Raw genomic sequence first — 19,919 nt, 5'->3', positions numbered from 1 at the left:
GACAACCCCCGCCGACCTGTCAGGCCCAGCGCCGGGCATACCGCGCGCTCACCCTGACAGCTCGCGGGCGAACCGACCTGTCAGGGCCTGCGCTCGGTTCTCCAAGCGCACACCTGACAGGTCGGAGGTCAGGCGTCGGCGCCGAGGTAGCGCAGGACGGCGCGCACGCGCCGGTGGTCGGCGGAGTCCTGCGGCAGGTCGAGCTTGGTGAAGATGGCCGCGACGTTCTTCTCCACCGCGCCGTACGACAGGTACAGCTGGTCGGCGATGGCGCCGTTGGAGCGGCCCTGCGCCATGAGCTCCAGGACCTCCTTCTCGCGCGGCGTGAGACGGCCGACGCTGTCCTCCGGCGAGCGGTGCGCGCCCATGAGCTGGCGCACCACCTCGGGATCGAGCACCGTCTCCCCCGCCGCCACCCGGCCGAGCGCAGCGACGAAGTCCCCGACGTCGGCCACGCGGTCCTTGAGCAGGTAGCCGACGCCGCGCGGGTCGCCCTCGAGCAGCCGCGACGCGTACCGCGTCTCGACCCACTGCGAGAACACCATCACCGGCAGCCCGGGGTGCGTGGCGCGCAGCGCCTCGGCCGCACGCAGCCCCTCGTCCGTGTGGGACGGCGGCATCCGGATGTCCGCGACGAGCACGTCGGGCAGCGCGCCCGCGGTGGCGAGCGTCGTGACCTCGCGGACGAGCGCGTCCCCGTCGGGCACCGCCGCGACCACGTCGTGGCCGCGCCGGGACAGGAGCGCGACGAGGCCGTCGCGCAGGATGGCGGAGTCCTCCGCGACGACGATGCGCAGCGGGGTCGCGCCGGTGGCGGCACCGGGTGTCATCGGCGGGTGCCGGGGGTGGGCAGCGGGATGGTCACGGTGATCACGGTAGGCCCTCCCGCGGGGCTGACCACCCCGAGCGTCCCGTCCACGCCCGACAGCCGGTCGGTGAGCCCCGCCAGGCCGCTCCCCCGGCCGGACGCGTCAGGTGCCCGCACCGCGGCGCCGCCCACGCCGTCGTCGTGCACCCGCAGCACGAGCGCCCGCACCGCCGCGCCGGTCGAGGCGTCGGCGACGGGCTCCACGCCCGCGACGACGTCGACGCCGGTCGCCCGGGCGTGCTTGGTCGCGTTGGCGACGAGCTCGGCGACGGCGAAGTAGGAGATCGCGGTGACGCTGGGCGGGAGGTCCGCACCCTCGAGGCCGACCGCGTGGACCCGCACGGGCAGCGCGGCCCGCGCGGCGAGCGTCTCGAGGGCGACCGCGAGGCCCGCGTCCAGCGCGGGCGGGCGGATGCCGCGGGCGAGCTCGCGCAGCTCCGCGAGGGTGTCCTTGGTGCTGGAGTGCGCGGTCTCCAGCACCGCGGCGAGCTCCGCCGTGTCGATGCCGTCGGTGCCGCCGGCGCCGTCGCGCAGCAGCTCGCGCGCCTCCCCGATCTGCATCGCGACCGCGACGAGGTGCGCCTGGGTGCCGTCGTGCAGGTCGCGCTCGATGCGGCGCAGGCGCTCGTCGGCGTCCTCGACGGTGACGGCGCGCGCCCGCTCGGCGTACGCCACCCGCAGGCTCGCCCGGGTAGGGCTGAGCAGCCCCTCCGCCAGCAGGCGGAAGAGGCCGACGAACATCGACTGCACCTGCGGCCACAGGTACAGCAGGATCACGCCCGCGGCGACGAGCAGGAGCTGGCGCGCGGGGGTGTCCACGAACCAGTCGGTGCCGAACGACGCGCCGCGGTGCATCGTGCCGTCGCTCGCCTGCTGCGGCGGCAGCCAGCCCGACCAGAGCCAGTGGGTCATCCCGCCGAGCGCCACGGCGAGGAACACCGTGCTCACGACGAACGACACGATGGCCAGCGGGAACGTCACCACCATGTACAGCAGGGCGCGCCAGGCGGTCGCGTCGCCGAGCATCCCGCCGAGCCGCCGCCAGAAGCCCTTGCGCGGCTGGCGCGGGGCGGGCTCCGCGATCTCGACGCCGAGGTAGCGCACCGCCATCCGGCGGTACGTCGCGCCCCAGCCGCGGGCGCCGAGCAGCACGCCGCCCGCCACGAACAGCCCCACGACCGTGACCGCGACCCCCACCATGAACGAGACGGTGAAGACCGCGTACGTGAACGCGAACGGCGCCAGCAGCAGCGCGAGCCACAGGAAGCCGTAGGCGCGCCAGGTGCGGCCGTCGAAGGGGGCGAGCAGGAACGGCGGCGCCCCGTCGCCCTTCGCCCGCGCGGGGCCGGCCGGATGTGCCGCCGGCCGCGCCGTCGGCGGCGGGTCGGACGGCGCGCCGGACGGCGGGTTCGCGGGCGGCGGCGGGCCGTCGGTGGACGTCATGCTGGTCATGCTTCCAGGCTGCCGCCCGCGGCGCCGAGCCGGTATCCGGCGGGCCACCCCGCGCGCGGGGGCTGTCCCCCGTGTCCGCCACGGCGAGTTGTCAGACGTAGGGCGCACCGGGGCACGCCCTACGTCTGACAGGTCAGTAGCGGTAGTGGTCCGCCTTGTACGGGCCCTCCACCGGGACGCCGATGTACTCGGCCTGCTCCTTGCTCAGCTCGGTGAGCCGCACGCCGAGCGCGTCGAGGTGCAGCCGCGCCACCTTCTCGTCGAGCACCTTGGGCAGGCGGTAGACCTGGCGCTCGTACTGGCGCTCCTCGGCGGGGCGGGCCATGTCGGCGAACAGCTCCATCTGCCCGATCACCTGGTTGGCGAACGAGTTGGACATGACGAACGACGGGTGGCCGGTCGCGTTGCCCAGGTTGAGCAGGCGCCCCTCGGACAGCACGATGATCGACCGCTCGGGCCGACCGTCGGCCGCGGGCAGCGTCCACTCGTGGACCTGCGGCTTGATCTCGGTCTTGACGACACCCGGCACGGCGGCGAGGCCGGCCATGTCGATCTCGTTGTCGAAGTGGCCGATGTTGCCGACGACGGCCTTGTCCTTGAGCGCGAGCATGTGCTCGGTGCGCACGACGTCCTTGTTGCCGGTGGTCGTGATGACGAAGTCCGCCTCGCCGATCACGTCGTCGAGCCGCGCCACCTGGAAGCCGTCCATGGCGGCCTGCAGCGCGCAGATCGGGTCCACCTCGGACACGATGACGCGCGCGCCCTGCCCGCGGAACGCCTCGGCCGCGCCCTTGCCGACGTCGCCGTACCCGCACACGAACGCGACCTTGCCGCCGATGAGGATGTCGGTGGCGCGGTTGATGCCGTCGGGCAGGGAGTGGCGGATGCCGTACTTGTTGTCGAACTTCGACTTGGTGACCGAGTCGTTGACGTTGATCGCCGGGAAGATCAGCTCCCCCGCCTCCGCGAGGTGGTAGAGCCGGTGCACGCCCGTCGTCGTCTCCTCGGTGACGCCGCCGATGCTCTGCGCCACCGTGGTCCAGCGCAGCGGGTCGGACTCCAGCGCCCGGCGCAGGACGCCGCGCACCACGTTCATCTCGTGCGTGTGGTCCGGCTCGCCCGGCAGCGTGTCGGGCGGCACCACGCCGGCGCGCTCGTACTGCAGGCCCAGGTGCACGAGCATCGTGGCGTCGCCGCCGTCGTCGAGGATGAGGTTGGGGCCGCCCTCGCCGTTCTCGGCGCCCGGCCACACGAGGATCTGCTCGGTGCAGTCCCAGTATTCCTCGAGGCTCTCGCCCTTCCACGCGAAGACGGGGACGCCCTGCGGGTCAGACGGCGTGCCGTGCGGGCCGACGACGATCGCGGCCGCCGCCTCGTCCTGCGTGCTGAAGATGTTGCAGCTGGCCCAGCGCACCTCGGCGCCGAGCGCGACGAGCGTCTCGATGAGGACGGCGGTCTGCACCGTCATGTGCAGGGACCCGGCGATGCGGGCACCGGCCAGCGGCTGCTCCTCGCCGTACTCGGCGCGCAGCGCCATGAGGCCGGGCATCTCGTGCTCGGCCAGACGGATCTGGTGCCGCCCCGCCTCCGCCAGCGCGAGCGAGCGCACCTTGTAGCGGCCGGGAGCCTCGTCGAAGCCGGTGGTTCCGGGTGCCTCAGCGGTCGTGGACATGGTCGCCCTCCTGGGGTCTGCGGGATGAGCCGTGTGCGCTGGGGGCTCCCGTCTGCGCGTGGCCCCGCCGTCGTCGGCGCGGGCCAGCACCCAGGGTAGTCCGCAGCGCCTCCGGGATGCAGCGAGGCCGGCACCCGCGGGGTGCCGGCCTCGTCACGTCGGGCGCCGCGGGTGCGCCGTCAGCCGTTCTTCGACGCGCGATAGCCGGCAGCGCGCGCCGCGGACGCCGTGGTGAAGCACTCCTCCGGGGTGGTCACCTTGTAGTACCGACCGCCCGGCACGTGGTAGATGCCGGACTGGTTGCCCTTGACCGGCGCCCAGCTCGGGCAGTTGTACTTGCTCACGGGCGTGGTACGCGACGGCTTCTTGCCCTGCTTCACGACCAGCTTCTGGGTGAGGCTCTTCGACTTGGTGGCCGACCAGACCTTCTTCTTGGCCGACGTGAGCCGGTACGTCTTGTAGGTGACCTTCGTCGTCACCTTGTACGTGCCGGCCTTGAGCGCCACCGACTTCTTGTTCTTCGCGATCGTCTTGCCGGACTTCTTCACCGTGAGCGTCTTGGACTTCACGGAGACCTTGCCCTTGGCCACGACGTTGGGCCGGACCGTGGCCTTCTTCTTGTACGGCGCGGTCTTCGTCGCGATCTTCTTCACCGTCACCGAGGTGGACACCGCGGCCGACGCCGTCGGGGCGGCCACCGTGGCGGGGACGGCCGCGAGCGGCGCGGCGAGCAGCGTCACAGCGGTGACGAGCGCGGCGACGCGGCCGGCACGGCGCGTGGGACGGGGGTGCTTCACGGGCTTCTCCTGGGGTGGGCCGATCTCGGCGGACGATGGTGTCGCCAGTCAAGTATGGGAGCGCTCCCGAGGGGTCAGACCGTCCGATGTCCGACTTCACCCGGTACCGCGCGGGTGAAGTTCGCCGCACCCGGCCGCGCGGCGGTGCAGCAGCGAGCGCCGTCGCCCGCCGGTCCCCAGGACGGGGTGACGGACGACGGCGCTCGGGACCGCCGGCTCAGCTCGACACGCGCCGCCAGGAGCACCCGTACGCCTCGAACCCGACGTCGCCGGGCAGGACCTGCCAGTACCCCGCGCCGGTGTACTCGGCCGCCTCGTCGACCGCGGCGCTCGTCATCGCGAAGCTGTTCAGCGCGGCGGCGTAGCAGACGTCGTCCGAGTACCTGGGGCCCGAGGTGTAGTACAGCCCGGGCTTGAGCTGTCCGCCCGAGGTGCCGACCTTGTAGATGCCGTCGACCGCCGTCGACGTCCGGACCGACCCGTAGGCCGCGTACTTGCGCCAGGTACCGCAGCCGCTGGTCGAGAAGTACTTGTCGGTGCTCCGGATCGTCACGATCGTCTGCCCGTAGGTCAGCCCTGCCCAGACCAGCTTCTTGGAACCGTCGAGCCGCCTGACCATGCACCCCGACGAGGACCCGGGCGCCACGTACGTCCCCGGCCTGATCTGGGTGCCCACCTTGTACACGCCGTTCTTCGTGAGGACGGGGGCGGGCACGGTCACGCGCGAGGTCGCGGCACTCGTCCGGGACGTCGGGTAGTAGCCCGAGCGCACGCCCTTGATCGTGACCGAGATGCGCTTGCCGTAGTGCGCGCCCGTGAGCTTGAGGCTGGAACGGGTGGCGCCCGCGATGGCCTTGCCGTTCGCCTTCCACTGGTAGCGCCACGACGACGGCGTCGGCGACCACGTGCCGCGGCTGCTCACCTTGAGCGTCGACCCGATCCGCGCGCTGCCCGAGATCTTCGGCGCCGCCGTCCTCGAGTACACCCGCAGGATCGTCGACGACGCGCTCGTCACCGTCCTGGTCGTGTAGCCCGAGCGGCTCCCGGCGACACTGACCGTGAGCTTCTTGCCGGCGTACTTCGCCGGGATCGTGTACGACGAGCCCGTCGCGCCGCTGATCCGCGCGCCGTTCACGCGCCACTGGTAGCGGTACGTCGAGGCCGACGGCGACCACGTGCCGCGCGAGACGGAGACCTTGTTCCCGACGCGGACGGTGCCGCTGATCTTCGGCGTGGGCGCGGAGAGCACACCTGCCGCGACGGTCTTGCCCGCGCTGCTCCTGGTCACGGTCGTGTAGCCGGTCCTGGTGCCGGTCACCCGGACCGTGAGGCTCTTGCCCCGGACCGACGACGTCGGCGTGTAGGACGACGACGTGGCCCCCGAGATCGCCTTGCCCGAGGCGTACCACCGGTACGCCAGCGAGGTGCCGGAGGTCCACGTGCCCGGCTTGGCAGTGACCTTGGAGCCGACGCGCACGGTGCCGGAGATCGCCGGCGTCGGCGCGGTGAGGACCCCGGCCGCCACCGTCGCGGCGGCGCTGGTGCGGACGGCGGGCCCGGCGCCGGACAGGGTCCCCGTCACGGTGACAGTGAGGGCCTTGCCCTTGTCGGCCGCCGTCGGGGTGTAGGACGACGCCGTCCCCACCGGCGCGCCGGCCACGGACCACTGGTAGGCGAGCGACGTCCCGGCCGGCCACGTGCCCGGCACGGCGGTCACCTTGCTCCCCACACGGACGGTGCCCGACAGGGTCGGCAGCGGTCCGTCGAGCTCACCGGCGGCGACCGGCGCGGTCGTCGCGGTGACGCTCGCCGGCGCGTAGCCCGCGGCCTGCCCGCTCGCGACGACCGTCAGCACGCTGCCGACGTCGTCCGCCCCCGGCACGTAGGTGCTGCCCGTGCCGACGACGGTCTCGCCGCGGCGCCACTCGATCGCCGGCTCGACGGCCGGGGTCCACGCGCCCGGCACGGCGGTGAGCGTCTGCCCCGCGCGCGCGTCACCGCTGACCTGCAGGTCGCCCGTCACGAACGTGCCCGCGGCGACGTCCTCGCTCGCCCGCACGACGACCACGTCCGACGTCGCGCCGTCCACGGCCCCCTCGGGCGCCGTGCCCGTGATCTCGACCGCGAGCGCGCGACCGGCGGCCTCCGCCGGGACGGTGAGGACGGGTTCCGTCCCGCCGGCGAGCTCGTCCTCGCCCGTGAGCCAGCGGTAGGTGAACGTGAGGCCCGCGTCGGCGGGCGTCCACAGCTGTGGTGCCGGGTCGACGGTGACCTGCTCGCCCACCCGCGCCGTCCCCGTGATCGCGAGCAGGTCCGCGGCGGGCGCGACGACGTCCGTCGCCTCGACGGTCGTCGCCTCGCCCGTCGGCTCGGTGGTCGGCTCGGTGGTCGGCTCGGTGGAGACCTGCGCCTGAGGGGCGGGGTCGGTGTCCGCGACCGCTCCGGGAGCGGCCAGCAGCGGGGCGGCCACGATCGAGAGGGCTGCGACGAGCGCCGTCGTGCGCGCTCGACGGCGCGCACGGCCGGGCAGGACTGGTTCCACGGGACCTCCGGGAGTCGCGCCGGCCGGGGAGACCGGCCGGCAGAGCGATGGGGGCACGGCCGGTGCGGCCACGGCGTCGACGCCGTCCGCCGGGTCGCGCGGGCGCGATTCCGGCGGTGCTGGCCCGAGTATGGAGCGTCGGGGGTCACCCTGGCGCCGGCCCGTGGTTGACCGGGGCGATTTCACCCGCTGACCGGACGGATTTCACCCGCGTCGACGGCCGGCGCAGGCGCGGGTCGATGCACCGGTCGGGACTGGCCGGCGGACGCTCGATCGTGGCCGACTTGACCTCCGGCTTGCCGTGTCGTCACGATGCCTTGGTCGACGGGTGCCGCCGGAAGGTGGCCCGTGCCACACCGTTTCGGCCCGAAAAGTGACCTGCGCCACGGCCAAGATCACATTCTGGTAACGATCATCTCACCCTCCGCACGGGTCAAATTCCGATAAAGCCCCAGGACGACAAGGGAGAACCGCGCAGATCGGACAGGGGGTCTCGGTTCGCCAGAGCACCCTTCGGCGTAGGAGGGTGCTTGATGCCCTTGTGCCCACCGGAACCGCGGAAGCACGGGAACCCGTGACCGGTGCTCGACGCACCGCCCGGCGAACCGTGGGTACATCCGAACGTGATGGAAGGTGGCGAGCCCTGCCCGAATGACGGGAGACAGCAGTACCACCCCAATGTCCACCGAGACCTCCGGCGTGACGCCGGCGGTGTCCGTGCGAGGCGTCTACAAGGTCTTCGGCCCCAAGCCTGCCGAGGCGGTCCGCCGCCTTGAGGCCGGCGCCACGCGCGACGAGGTGAAGAGCCTCGGCACCGCCGCAGTGATCGATGCGACCTTCGACGTCGCCCCCGGCGAGATCTTCGTCGTCATGGGCCTGTCCGGCTCCGGCAAGTCGACCCTCATCCGCATGCTCAACGGCCTGTGGGCCCCCACCGCGGGCGACGTCCTCCTCGGGGACGCCAACCTCGCGAAGGTCGACGGCAAGCGGCTGCGCGAGCTCCGCCGCACCCGCGTGAGCATGGTGTTCCAGCACTTCGCGCTGCTGCCGCACCGCACGGTGCTCGACAACGCCGCCTACCCCCTGGAGATCCAGGGGGTCGGCAAGGCGGAGCGCCAGGAGAAGGCGCAGCAGGCGCTCGACATGGTCGGCCTGTCCGGCTGGCAGGACTCGCTGCCGTCGCAGCTGTCCGGCGGTATGCGCCAGCGCGTCGGCCTCGCCCGCGCGCTCGCCGCCGACACCGACGTGCTGCTCATGGACGAGGCGTTCAGCGCCCTCGACCCGCTGATCCGCTCGGAGATGCAGGAGCAGCTCCTGGAGCTCCAGGAGAAGCTCGGCAAGACGATCATCTTCATCACGCACGACCTCAACGAGGCCATGCACCTCGGTGACCGGATCGCCGTCATGCGCGACGGCCGCATCGTGCAGATCGGCACCGCCGAGGAGATCCTGTCCGACCCGGCCAACTCCTACGTGGAGAAGTTCGTGGCCGACGTCGACCGCTCCCGCGTCCTCACCGCCTCGTCCGTCATGCAGCGCCCGCGCCTCACGGTGCCGGCGGGCGGCGGGCCCCGGCAGGCGGCCCGCGAGATGCGCGAGGCCGAGGTGTCGGGCGCGTTCGCCGTCGACCGGCGTCGTGTCCTCAAGGGGCTCGTCCGCGCCGACGACGCGGTGGCCGCCACGAAGGCGGGCGTCGAGAAGCTCGAGGGCCTCATCGACGCCGACGTGACGTCGGTGCACCAGGACACCCCGATCGCGGAGCTCTTCGCCCCGGCCGCGGAGTCCTCCGTGCCGCTCGCGGTGGTCGACGACGAGGGCCGCCTCGTCGGCGTCGTGCCGCGCGTGACGCTGCTCGAGGCGATGGCGGGCGACGCCGTCGAGAACGGGAACGTCTCCACGCCCGAGAAGGCGCAGCAGGAGGCGGCCCAGCAGGTGCAGGAGGGTCCGGCCGACGACGAACCTGCCGGGACGACGGAAGGAGCCCCGGCATGATCGCCACAGCCACGGACACCCTCGTCCCCCGCGTCGAGGTCGGCGACTGGATCGATACCGCGATCGGCTGGGTCACCGACACGTTCGACCCGGTCTTCGACGGGATCAAGACGTTCTTCGAGTCGGTCTACGACTCGCTGGACTGGGTGCTCAGCACCCCGCCGTTCTTCGTCGTCGCCGTCGTGCTCGCCGCGATCGCGTTCTGGGCCAAGGGCTGGAAGCTCGGCGTCGGGTCGCTGGTCGGCTTCGTGCTGATCGCCGCGATGGACCAGTGGAGCAACGCCATGGACTCCCTGGCGCTCGTGCTGCTGGCCTCGGTGGTCGCGCTGCTGATCGGCATCCCGCTCGGCATCTGGTCCGCGCGCAACGAGCACGTCTCCCGCGTCGTGCGGCCGATCCTCGACTTCATGCAGACGATGCCCGCCTTCGTCTACCTGATCCCGACGGTCGTCATCTTCCTCACCGGCCCCGTGCCCGGCATCATCGCGACCATCGTGTTCGCGCTCGCCCCCGGCGTCCGCTTCACGGAGCTGGGCATCCGCCAGGTCGACTCCGAGGTGGTGGAGGCCGGCCGCGCGTTCGGCTCCACCGACCGCCGCATCCTGCGCCAGATCCAGATCCCGCTGGCGATGCCCACGATCATGGCGGGCGTCAACCAGGTGATCATGCTCGCCCTGTCGATGGTGGTCATCTCCGGCATGGTCGGCGCCGGTGGCCTCGGCGGCGACGTCGTCGGCGCGCTCTCGAGCGTCGACATCGCGCTCGGCTTCGAGGCCGGTCTCGCCGTCGTGTTCCTCGCGATCTACCTGGACCGCGTCACCTCGGCGCTCGCCGACCGCTCCCCCGTCGCGAAGGCCCTCAAGGCCGTCCGCTGACGCTCGCCCGGCCCGCTGCGCGGCAGCCGACCTCCGGCTGCCGCGCGGCCAGCAGAAAGGAATCCATGCCGTTCAGAAGGACGTCCACCCGCCTCGCCTCCTCCGCCGGGGCCGTCGCCCTCGCCGCCGCCCTCGCCGGGTGCGGTGCGAGCGCCTCCGGCGAGCCCGCCGCCGGCCCGGCCGGCGACGAGAAGGAGATCACGCTCGCCTACGGGGCGGGGTGGGCGGAGGCCGAGTCCGTCTCGTACCTCTGGAAGGACCTGCTCGAGAGCGAGGGCTACGACGTCACGCTGGAGTCCGGCGACATCGGCGTCGTGTACACGGCGCTGGCCGGCGGCGACTTCGACCTCACGGTCGCCGCCTGGCTCCCGAACACCCACGCCGCGTACCTGGAGCAGTACGGCGACGACATCTCGGACCAGGGCGTCTGGTACGACCAGGCCAAGATCACCATCGCGGTGAACGAGGACTCCCCCGCCCGGACCATCGGCGACCTCGCGAAGTACGCCGACGACTACGGCAACAAGCTCGTGGGCATCGAGGCGGGCGCCGGGCAGACGAAGATCACCCAGGACGTCGTGGTCCCGACCTACGGCCTGGAGGGCCTCGACTACACCATCTCCTCGACGCCGGCGATGCTCGCCGAGCTCAAGGGCGCCGTGGAGGCCGACCGGAACATCGCCGTGACCCTGTGGCGCCCCCACTGGGCCTACGACGAGTTCCCGGTCCGCGACCTCGAGGACCCCGAGGGCACGCTCGGCGGTGCCGAGGAGATCCACAACTGGGGCACCAAGGACTTCTCCGAGCGGTACCCCCAGGCGTCCAGCTGGTTCCAGGCGTTCGAGATGGACGACGAGCAGCTCTTCAGCCTCGAGAACCTCATGTTCAACGACCCGGCGTACGCGGACGACCCCGAGGGGGCCGTCGACGCCTGGCTCGAGCAGAACCCCGACTTCTTCGACGACCTCAAGGCCGCCGCGGCGGCCTGAGCCGTAGGACGCGGCCCGCACGCCGGGACGCGTCGGTACAGCAGTAACCCCTGAGGAGGACACCATGAACACGCGTCACACCCGGCGGCTCGCCGCCGCCGGCGGCACCCTCGCCCTCGCCCTCTCCCTGGCCGCCTGCGGCTCGGACGACGGCGGCGCCACCAGCGCCGACGGCGGGGACGAGAAGGAGATCACCATCGGCATCCCGTCCGGCTGGGACGAGGGCATCGCGGTCTCGAACCTCTGGGCCAAGGTGCTGGAGGACAAGGGCTACGACGTCGACACGAAGACCGCCGACATCGGCGTGGTCTTCACCGGCCTCGCGGGCGGCGACATGGACGTGCTCTTCGACACCTGGCTGCCGATCACGCACGCCGACTACGTCGACAAGTTCGGCGACGACATCTCCGACCTGGGCACCTGGTACGACGACGCCAAGCTCACCATCGCGGTGAACGAGGACTCGCCGGCCCAGACCATCGGCGACCTCGCGAAGTACGCCGACGACTACGGCAACAAGCTGGTCGGCATCGAGGCGGGCGCCGGCCTCACCAAGGTCACCAAGGAGAACGCCATCCCGACCTACGGGCTGGAGGACCTCGACTACACGATCTCGTCGACGCCGGCGATGCTCGCCGAGCTCAAGGGCTCCGTCGACCAGGGCAACAACATCGCCGTCACGCTGTGGCGCCCGCACTGGGCCTACGACGAGTTCCCGGTCCGCGACCTCGAGGACCCCGAGGGCGCGATGGGCGAGGCCGAGGAGATCCACACCTACGGCACCGCCGACTTCGCCGACCGCTACCCGGAGCTGGCCGGCTGGCTGAAGGACTTCACCCTCGACGACGAGCAGCTGTTCTCCCTCGAGAACCTCATGTTCAACGACGAGGAGTACGCGGACGACCCGGAGGCCGCCGTCGACGCGTGGCTCGAGGCCAACCCCGACTTCGTCGACCAGGTCACCGGCGGCGCGTCCGCCGGCGACTCCGCGGAGTGACCCTCCCCGCGCCGAGGTAGTCCAGACTCGTCCTACCCCAGCGAGTCCCGTCTACCTCGGCGCGGGTCGGACCACCCCGGCGGGGGTCGGTACGGTGGCCGGGTGCCCCGCTCCCCCCTCCTGAGGATCACCGGCGACCGCGACCGGCTCCACCTGGTCCTCATGCTCGCCCTGACGTTCTCGACCGGGATCGCCGACGCCGTCGGCTACCTCGGCCTGGACCGGGTGTTCACCGGCAACATGACGGGCAACGTCGTCATCCTCGGGATGGCGCTCGCCGGCGGCGACGACCTCCCCGTCGTCGGCCCGCTGCTGGCGCTCGGCACCTTCATGGCCGGCGCGGTGATCGCCGGGGTGGCGCTGCGCCCCGTGCAGGTGGGCTGGACGGCGCGCACCACCGGGATGTTCGCGACCGTCGGCATGCTGCTGGCCGCGATCACGGTGCTGCTCGTGGTCTCCGGCGAGAGCATGCCCCACCCCGTGCAGCTCACGGTGACCGGGCTGCTGGCCCTCGCCATGGGCACGCAGGCGGCGACCGCTCGGCACCTGTCGGTCAAGGACGTCACGACGGTCGTGGTCACCTCGACCATCACCGGCCTTGCCGCGGACTCCCGGCTCGCCGGCGGCCACGGCACGAACTCCGGGCGGCGCATCGCCGCGATCGCCCTCATCTGCGCCGGTGCCGCGGCCGGCGCCCTGCTGCTGCAGGCGCACCTGGCGTGGGGCGTGGGCGTGAGCGCGGTGCTCACGCTCGCCGTCGCCGCCCTCGGACACACCACGGAGGATCCTCGATGACGTTCGTCCCCCCGAGCCCGCACCCCACGCGCCCCGACCTGCGCGGCACGTTCGGGATGGCCGCCTCCACGCACTGGCTGGCGACCGCGAGCGCTCAGTCGGTGCTGGAGCGCGGCGGCACCGCGTTCGACGCCGCCGTGGCGGGCGCGTTCGTGCTGCACGTCGTGGAGCCGCACCTCAACGGCCCAGGCGGGGACATGACGGCGGTGCTCGCGACGGCGGACGAGCCGGCGCGACCGCGGGTGCTCATGGGGCAGGGTCCCGCCCCGGCCGGCGCGACGGTCGCGCACTACCGCGACGTCGAGGGCCTCGACCTCGTGCCGGGTTCGGGCGCGCTCGCGGCCGCCGTGCCGGGCGCCGTCGACGCGTGGCTCCTGCTGCTGCGCGACCACGGCACCTGGACCGTGGCCGACGTGCTCGAGCCCGCGATCGGGTACGCCCGCGACGGCCACCCGGTGCTCGCGTCCGTGTGCCGCACGATCGAGGGCGTCACGGCGCTGTTCCGCGAGCACTGGCCCACGTCGGCGGAGCGGTGGCTGCCCGGGGGCCGGGCCCCGCAGCCCGGGGACCTGGTCACGAACCCCGAGCTGGCGGCCGTGCTCGCACGCCTGGTGGAGGCCGAGGCCGACGCCGCCGCGGCCGGGGCCGACCGGGCCGCCGCCGTGGACGCGGCCCGCGCGGCCTGGCGGACCGTCGTCGGCCGGGCCGTCGAGGACTTCGTGCGCGTGCCGCACCGGCACGCCGACGGACGCGATCACGCGGGCGTGCTGACGGCGGCCGACGTGGCCGGGTTCGAGGCGTCGTTCGAGGACGCCGTGACGGTCGAGTTCCGCGGGTACACGGTCGCCAAGACCGGGGCCTGGGGGCAGGGGCCCGCGCTGCTGTCGGCCCTGCGGCTCCTCGACGGGTTCGACGACGACAGGCTCGACCCGTCGACCGAGCTCGGCGCGCACACCGTGCTGGAGGCCCTGAAGCTCGCTCTGGCCGACCGCGACACCTGGTTCGGAGACTCGCTCGGAGCCTCGTCCGGAGACCCGGGCGGGGACGACGGCGTGCCCCTCGACGTGCTGCTGTCCCAGGAGTACGCCGCCGCCCGCCGTGCGCTGATCGGCGACCGCGCGTCCCACGACGTCCGCCCGGGCGACGTCCCCGGCCGGCCGACGCCGGCGGCCCCGCCGCTGCGCACGTCCTACGCCACCGACGTCCCCGCCGCCGCGCTGCCCGGCGCGCCGACCGGCGGCGCCGCGGCCGGGGTCGGCGAGCCGACGGTCGTCGTCGGGGCGACCCCGCCCCTCGACGGGGACGGCCTGGAGACCGACGCGACGGGCGCGACCCGCGGCGACACGTGCCACCTGGACGTCGTCGACCGCTGGGGCAACATGATCAGCGCGACCCCGTCGGGCGGGTGGCTGCAGTCCTCCCCCACGGTGCCCGGGCTCGGGTTCGCGCTGGGCACCCGGCTGCAGATGACCTGGCTGGACGAGGCGTCGCCGTCCGCGCTCGTGCCGGGGCGGCGGCCCCGCACCACTCTCACCCCGACGCTCGTGCTGCGCGACGGCGAGCCCGTGCTCGCGTGCGGGTCGCCGGGCGGCGACCAGCAGGACCAGTGGCAGCTCGCGTTCCTGCTGCGGGTGCTGGTGGGCGGGTACACGCCGCAGGAGGCGATCGACGCACCCGCGCTGCACACCACGTCCGCGCCCGGGTCGTTCTGGCCGCGCACCTGGACGCCCGGCGGTGCGGTCGTCGAGGACCGGCTCGGGGCCGACGTCCTCGCCGGGCTCGTCGAGCGCGGCCACGTGCTCACGCTCGCCGGCGACTGGGCGCTCGGACGGCTCAGCGCCGTCACGCGCGACCCCGCCACCGGGGTGCTCGGCGCGGCGGCGAACCCCCGCGGTGCGCAGGGGTACGCCGCCGGCCGGTAGGAGCGGGTCAGGCTCCTGGGTCGCGCGCGCTCAGCCGAGCGTCACCGCGTCGAGCGCGTCGACCAGGCCGTCGCCGAAGAACGAGTTCTCCTGCGGCGTCCCGACGCACGCGGGACCGACGGCGGTGGTGCCGCAGGGCCGGTCGTCGGCCTGGTCGCGCACGGCCTGCTCGAGCTGCGCCGGCGTCCAGTCGGGGTGCGTCGACTTCATGAGCGCGAGCACGCCCGCGACGTGCGGCGACGCCATGGACGTGCCGCTCTTGGTGTCCCACGTGCCGTTCAGCTCGGTCGAGACGATGGCGCTGCCCGGGGCCGCGACGTCGATCTTGCCGAGGCCGCGGTTCGAGAACGAGCTCAGCGCGCCCGTGCTCGTGACCGACGAGACCGTCACGACGCCGTCCGCCTCCGTGGGGATGTCCTCGCAGCCGGAGTTGATCGTCCGGTCGACGGCCGTGGAGTCGTTCGGGCTCGAGGTGTCCCGGGTGTTGGTGGCCAGGTCCGTGGAGGCGTTGCCCGCCGCCGCCGCGTGCACGGCGCCCCGGTCGGTGGAGAAGTCGATCGCGCGACGCACGGACTCCTTCACCGCGGCCTGGTCCGGCTGGTCCTCGCACCAGTACATGAACGGGTCGATGTAGTACGAGTTGTTCGTGACGTCCACGCCGTGCAGGCCCGACCAGACGAAGCCGCAGACGGCGTACTCCGGGTAGATGAAGCCGTCGTCGTTGACGACCTTCACCGACGCCATCTTCACGCCCGGCGCCACGCCCACGATGCCGAGCCCGTTGTCGGCGGCGGCGATCGTGCCGGCCACGTGCGTGCCGTGGTCGGACGTCGTGGGCAGCCAGCCCGTGGCCGACGTGTCCGGGCGCCCCGCCGCCGTGCAGTTCACCGACGCGTCGCTGTCGACCTGGGTCGCGAGGTCGGGGTGGGTGACGTCGATGCCGGAGTCGAGGACGCCGACGAGCACGTCCGGCGAGCCCGGGTTGATCTCGATGGCCTGGTCGGCCTTGATCATCGCCATGTCCCACTGGGTGGCCTCGCCCGGGTCCGGGACGGCCGCGACGCCGGTGCCGTCCTCGACGTCCGCGCCGGGCTTCTTGGTGACCTTCGACTTCCAGGGGCCACCCTTGGCCCCGGGGACGTCGGCGGCGGCCGCGGGCGTGCCCTCGCTCACCGGGACGGTGCGGGTGACCCCGACGGACTCGACCGCGTGGCCCTTGGCGAGGCGGACGACGTCGGCGCGGAAGTCGGCACGCGCCGCGTGCGCGACGACGACGCCGATCTCGGGCCACGACTGCACGACGACGCCGCCCGCGGCCTCGACGGCGTGCTCCGCGAGACGCGTCTGGCCGGGGTTGGCGTGCTTGGCGTTGACGACGTAGGAGAAGGTCTGACCGTCGGGGGTGGCGACCGGGACCGGGGTGGACGGCGGCTCGGCCGCGGCGCCGTCGGCGACGGCGGCGCTGCCGGCTCCCGCGACCAGGAGGGCCGTGGCGGCGCCGACGGCGACCAGACGCGCGCGATGGGTGGTGCGCAGGCTCATGGTGTCCCCTTCGTGAGGTGCGGCCGCCTCGGTGCGACCGTCACCAGGTGACGTTAAGGCGGCCGGCGCGGTCAGGCCCGTCGAGACGACGCGCGCGAGAGCGTCGTCGTGCGCGCTCGTGCCAGTTCTCCGACGCCCAGGTAACGCACGGATGAACACTTTCCGAGCATCAGGAGACGCCGTTCAATTCGGCCCTTTCGCGGCCTCTCGTGCCTCTAGCCTCGGATTTCGTGACCGGCCCGAGAGACATCGGGCGGACATCTCTGCCGTGGGCGTGCACGGCAGCGCATTCGAATTCCTGAGGAGGTCGTGGCATGACGGACGCTGTCGTGGTGGGGTCGGGGTTCTTCGGCCTGACCGTCGCGGAGAGGCTCGCCGAGCAGTACGGGGCGAACGTCCTCGTGATCGACCGGCGCCATCACATCGGGGGCAACGCCTACAGCGCCACGGAGCCGGAGACGGGCATCGAGGTCCACCAGTACGGCGCGCACCTGTTCCACACCTCGAACGAGCGCGTGTGGGACTACGTCAACCGCTTCACGGCGTTCACGTCCTACGTGCACCGCGTGTACACCACCCACCAGGGCGAGGTGTACCCGATGCCGATCAACCTCGGCACGATCAACCAGTTCTTCCGCTCGGCGCACGGCCCCGACTCGGCCCGGGAGCTCATCGCCGAGCAGGCCGGCGAGCTCGCCGGCAAGGACCCGGAGAACCTCGACGAGCAGGGCGTGTCGCTCATCGGCCGCCCCCTCTACGAGGCGTTCATCAGGGACTACACCGCCAAGCAGTGGCAGACCGACCCGCGCGAGCTGCCGGCGTCGATCATCAAGCGGCTGCCCGTGCGCTACTCGTACGACAACCGCTACTTCAACGACCGGTACGAGGGGCTGCCGGTCGACGGCTACACCGCGTGGCTCGAGCGCCTGGCCGACCACCCGCGCATCGAGGTCCGCCTCGAGACCGACTTCTTCGACGACGCGCAGCCGGTCAACAAGGACGCCACCGTCGGCCAGGTGCCCGTCATCTACACGGGTCCCGTCGACCGCTACTTCGACTTCGCCGAGGGCGAGCTGTCGTGGCGCACCCTCGACTTCGAGCAGGAGGTGCTGCCGGTCGGCGACTTCCAGGGCGCCCCCGTCATGAACTACGCCGATCTGGACGTGCCGTACACGCGCATCCTGGAGTTCCGGCACTTCCATCCCGAACGCGACTACCAGCGCGAGAAGACCGTCGTCGTACGGGAGTACTCGCGCTTCGCCGAACGCGGGGACGAGCCGTACTACCCGGTGAACACCGGTGCGGACCGCGACCGGCTGCAGCTGTACCGCAAGCACATGGAAGGCGAGAAGAACGTGTTCTTCGGGGGCCGGCTGGGCACCTATCAGTATCTCGACATGCACATGGCGATCGGCTCCGCCCTCTCCATGGTCGACAACAGGCTCGACACGGTTTTCGGGGGTACGGCGTGACTGTCATGGAAGAGCTCGAGACGGCCTCGGAGGAGACCCCGGAGGCGCGCCGCGTCGTGCACCAGGTGGTGCTGCCGCCGGACGCCGACCCGGACACGCTCCCGCTGTACGTCGACTTCACGATGGCGCGCGCCGCCGAGGAGGCGCACCCCGACGTCGCGCCCGCCGAGGCGGGGGCGGAGGTCCTGGGGCGCCGGTCCCTGCACCTCGACCACGGCCGCGAGGCGTCGTTCGGCACGTACTTCGGCGCGTTCCCCGCCGGGTACTGGCGGCGCTGGACCGACGTCGCCGAGGTGCGCCTCGGCATCCGGCTCTCGGGTGCCGCGACGGTGGCGGTGTACAAGTCGAACGCGCGGGGCAACCCCCAGCGGGTGCGCCTCATCCACAGCCTGGACGGCGTCGTCGACGTCGACCTGACGCTCGCCTCCTTCGGCGACGGCGGCTGGTACTGGTTCGACCTGTACGCCTCCGACGGCGCCGTGACCCTCGAGGCCGCGGAATGGAGCGTCGACGGGTCGTACGCCCGCCAGCACGGCACGGCTTCGATCGCGATCACCACGTTCAACCGCCCGGACTACTGCGTCGCGCAGCTGCGCGCGCTCGGCGAGGACGCCACGCTCAAGGACGTCGTGGACCGGGTCTACGTCGTCGACCAGGGCAGCAAGCTCGTCCAGGACCAGCCCGACTTCGCCGAGGCCGCTGCCGCGCTCGGCGGACGCCTGTCGCTGCTGCGCCAGGGCAACCTGGGGGGATCCGGCGGGTTCTCGCGCGGCATGGCGGAGACGCTGCGGGCCGGCGAGTCCGACTACGTGCTGCTGCTCGACGACGACGTCGTCTCGGAGCCCGAGGGGATCGCCCGGGCGGTCGCCTTCGGCGACTTCGCCAGGACGCCCACGATCGTGGGCGGGCACATGTTCTCGATGTACGAGAAGTCGTCGCTGCACACGTTCGGCGAGCGGGTCAACCGCTACTCGTTCTGGTGGGGCAAGATCGAGAACACGTTCGACCGGCACGACTTCTCGCTGCACCCGCTGCGCACGACCCCGTGGCTGCACCAGCGCGTGGACGTCGACTACAACGGCTGGTGGATGTCCCTCATCCCGGTCGAGGCGCTGCGCACCGTGGGACTCTCGCTCCCGGTGTTCATCAAGTGGGACGACGCCGAGTACAGCCTGCGTGCCGCCGACAAGGGCATCCCGACGGTCTCCCTGCCCGGTGCTGCCGTGTGGCACGTGCCGTGGGTCGACAAGGACGACGCCATCGACTGGCAGGCGTACTACCACCAGCGCAACCGGTGGCTCGCCGCCATGCTGCACTCGCCGTACCGCCACGGCGGGGGCCTGCCCCGGGCGAGCCTCACCGGCGACCTCAAGCACCTGCTGCAGCTGCAGTACTCGGCCGTCGAGCTGCGCCTGCGGGCCCTCGAGGACCTGCTCCAGGGCCCCGAGCACCTGCACGCGACGATCGGCTCCACGCTGCCCGAGGTGCGGGCCCTGCGCGCGCGGTTCCCGGACGCCGTGGTGGAGAAGGCCCCCGGGGCCTTCCCCCTCACCCGGCGCCACCGCCCGTCCCGCAGGGGCAAGGTGCCCTCGGCGCCCGCAGGAAGGCCGCACGCGGTCGCCTCGGCCCTGACGGGGATGGCCAAGCAGCTGCGGGCGGTGCGGCCCGAGGCGCTCGAGGTGCCCGAGGAGAGGGTCTCGACCACGGCCGCCCGGTGGTGGCGCCTGTCGCACCTCGACTCCGCGGTCGTCACGTCGGCCGACGGCACCGGCGCCTCGATGTACGTCCGCGACCCGCGGAAGTTCCGCGCCTACCTGGTCCGCAGCGTGCGCCTGCACCGGCAGCTGCGCGGCCAGTGGGGGTCGCTCAGCCGCAGGTACCGGCAGGCCATGCCGTCGTTCACCTCGGTCGAGGAGTGGCGCGCGACGTTCGACACCCACGGTGTCGACGAGAACGAGTGAAGACACGACGCCGGCACCGCGCCGGCATCACGAGCAGGCAGGG

General features: G+C 72.7%; 14 protein-coding genes. 8 read left to right on the top strand and 6 right to left on the bottom strand.

What is annotated here, in order from left to right; genetic code table 11:
• Window positions 1–128 precede the first annotated feature (128 nt).
• The 5 genes from ACH436_RS08880 to ACH436_RS08860 all read right to left on the bottom strand — a co-directional run bounded on the left by ACH436_RS08880 (window position 129) and on the right by ACH436_RS08860 (window position 7,331).
• Complete coding sequence (locus ACH436_RS08880; protein WP_430559828.1) at window positions 129–830, bottom strand: response regulator; 702 nt, start codon at window positions 828–830, stop codon at window positions 129–131.
• On the bottom strand, window positions 827–2,320 hold the full coding sequence (locus ACH436_RS08875; RefSeq protein WP_430559827.1) for a sensor histidine kinase: 1,494 nt from the start codon (window positions 2,318–2,320) through the stop codon (window positions 827–829). Before ACH436_RS08875 ends, ACH436_RS08880 begins: the two co-directional genes overlap by 4 nt.
• A 133-nt stretch (window positions 2,321–2,453) precedes the next feature.
• Window positions 2,454–3,992: an adenosylhomocysteinase gene (gene ahcY, locus ACH436_RS08870; protein WP_430559826.1), complete on the bottom strand. Its 1,539-nt coding sequence runs from the start codon at window positions 3,990–3,992 to the stop codon at window positions 2,454–2,456.
• A gap of 179 nt (window positions 3,993–4,171) precedes the next feature.
• Window positions 4,172–4,789 carry a hypothetical protein gene (locus tag ACH436_RS08865; protein WP_430559825.1) on the bottom strand — a complete coding sequence of 206 codons (618 nt, stop codon included), beginning with the start codon at window positions 4,787–4,789 and terminating at the stop codon, window positions 4,172–4,174.
• A 217-nt stretch (window positions 4,790–5,006) separates the two neighbouring features.
• Entirely contained in the window at window positions 5,007–7,331 is a 2,325-nt protein-coding gene (locus tag ACH436_RS08860; protein ID WP_430559824.1) for a hypothetical protein, read from the bottom strand.
• A gap of 678 nt (window positions 7,332–8,009) precedes the next feature.
• On the opposite strand from ACH436_RS08860, the gene ACH436_RS08855 reads away from it, so the two are divergent.
• The 6 genes from ACH436_RS08855 (at window position 8,010) to ACH436_RS08830 (ending at window position 14,901) form a co-directional block, all read left to right on the top strand.
• Window positions 8,010–9,323, top strand: coding sequence for a glycine betaine/L-proline ABC transporter ATP-binding protein (locus ACH436_RS08855; RefSeq protein ID WP_430559823.1), 1,314 nt, complete (start codon window positions 8,010–8,012; stop codon window positions 9,321–9,323).
• The gene (locus tag ACH436_RS08850; protein WP_430559822.1) at window positions 9,320–10,198 is read left to right on the top strand and encodes an ABC transporter permease; all 879 of its coding nucleotides are present in this window, start codon (window positions 9,320–9,322) and stop codon (window positions 10,196–10,198) included. Before ACH436_RS08855 ends, ACH436_RS08850 begins: the two co-directional genes overlap by 4 nt.
• Before the next feature lie 65 nt (window positions 10,199–10,263).
• Window positions 10,264–11,187, top strand: coding sequence for a glycine betaine ABC transporter substrate-binding protein (locus tag ACH436_RS08845; protein ID WP_430559821.1), 924 nt, complete (start codon window positions 10,264–10,266; stop codon window positions 11,185–11,187).
• Between the two features lie 64 nt (window positions 11,188–11,251).
• Window positions 11,252–12,184: a glycine betaine ABC transporter substrate-binding protein gene (locus ACH436_RS08840; protein WP_430559820.1), complete on the top strand. Its 933-nt coding sequence runs from the start codon at window positions 11,252–11,254 to the stop codon at window positions 12,182–12,184.
• Window positions 12,185–12,286: 102 nt separating this feature from the next.
• Window positions 12,287–12,979, top strand: coding sequence for a YoaK family protein (locus ACH436_RS08835; protein ID WP_430559819.1), 693 nt, complete (start codon window positions 12,287–12,289; stop codon window positions 12,977–12,979).
• Window positions 12,976–14,901 (top strand): gamma-glutamyltransferase family protein, encoded by a 1,926-nt coding sequence (locus ACH436_RS08830; protein WP_430559818.1) that lies wholly within the window; start codon window positions 12,976–12,978, stop codon window positions 14,899–14,901. The genes ACH436_RS08835 and ACH436_RS08830 overlap by 4 nt, the downstream gene beginning before the upstream one ends.
• 30 nt (window positions 14,902–14,931) lie before the next feature.
• On the opposite strand, the gene ACH436_RS08825 is transcribed toward ACH436_RS08830, so the two are convergent.
• On the bottom strand, window positions 14,932–16,443 hold the full coding sequence (locus ACH436_RS08825) for a S8 family peptidase (protein ID WP_430559817.1): 1,512 nt from the start codon (window positions 16,441–16,443) through the stop codon (window positions 14,932–14,934).
• A 314-nt stretch (window positions 16,444–16,757) separates the two neighbouring features.
• On the opposite strand from ACH436_RS08825, the gene glf reads away from it, so the two are divergent.
• Both glf and ACH436_RS08815 read left to right on the top strand, forming a co-directional pair.
• Window positions 16,758–17,915 carry a UDP-galactopyranose mutase gene (gene glf / locus ACH436_RS08820; protein WP_430559816.1) on the top strand — a complete coding sequence of 386 codons (1,158 nt, stop codon included), beginning with the start codon at window positions 16,758–16,760 and terminating at the stop codon, window positions 17,913–17,915.
• Between the two features lie 5 nt (window positions 17,916–17,920).
• Complete coding sequence (locus tag ACH436_RS08815; protein ID WP_430559889.1) at window positions 17,921–19,876, top strand: glycosyltransferase; 1,956 nt, start codon at window positions 17,921–17,923, stop codon at window positions 19,874–19,876.
• Window positions 19,877–19,919 lie beyond the last annotated feature (43 nt).

The sequence above is a fragment of the Isoptericola sp. NPDC019693 genome (assembly GCF_044389085.1).
In the GTDB taxonomy this organism is placed as follows: Bacteria; Actinomycetota; Actinomycetes; order Actinomycetales; family Cellulomonadaceae; genus Isoptericola.
Note: the sequence above shows the minus strand (reverse complement) of the source record. Positions and strands in the feature narration are given on the sequence as shown.

Coding starts and splice junctions, on each gene's coding strand:
- ACH436_RS08830 (WP_430559818.1), top strand. CDS start 12,976: ATGACGTTCGTCCCCCCGAGCCCGCACCCCACGCGCCCCGACCTGCGC.
- ACH436_RS08880 (WP_430559828.1), bottom strand. CDS start 830: ATGACACCCGGTGCCGCCACCGGCGCGACCCCGCTGCGCATCGTCGTC.
- ACH436_RS08840 (WP_430559820.1), top strand. CDS start 11,252: ATGAACACGCGTCACACCCGGCGGCTCGCCGCCGCCGGCGGCACCCTC.
- ACH436_RS08815 (WP_430559889.1), top strand. CDS start 17,921: ATGGAAGAGCTCGAGACGGCCTCGGAGGAGACCCCGGAGGCGCGCCGC.
- ACH436_RS08875 (WP_430559827.1), bottom strand. CDS start 2,320: ATGACCAGCATGACGTCCACCGACGGCCCGCCGCCGCCCGCGAACCCG.
- ACH436_RS08850 (WP_430559822.1), top strand. CDS start 9,320: ATGATCGCCACAGCCACGGACACCCTCGTCCCCCGCGTCGAGGTCGGC.
- ACH436_RS08825 (WP_430559817.1), bottom strand. CDS start 16,443: ATGAGCCTGCGCACCACCCATCGCGCGCGTCTGGTCGCCGTCGGCGCC.
- ACH436_RS08855 (WP_430559823.1), top strand. CDS start 8,010: ATGTCCACCGAGACCTCCGGCGTGACGCCGGCGGTGTCCGTGCGAGGC.
- glf (WP_430559816.1), top strand. CDS start 16,758: ATGACGGACGCTGTCGTGGTGGGGTCGGGGTTCTTCGGCCTGACCGTC.
- ahcY (WP_430559826.1), bottom strand. CDS start 3,992: ATGTCCACGACCGCTGAGGCACCCGGAACCACCGGCTTCGACGAGGCT.
- ACH436_RS08845 (WP_430559821.1), top strand. CDS start 10,264: ATGCCGTTCAGAAGGACGTCCACCCGCCTCGCCTCCTCCGCCGGGGCC.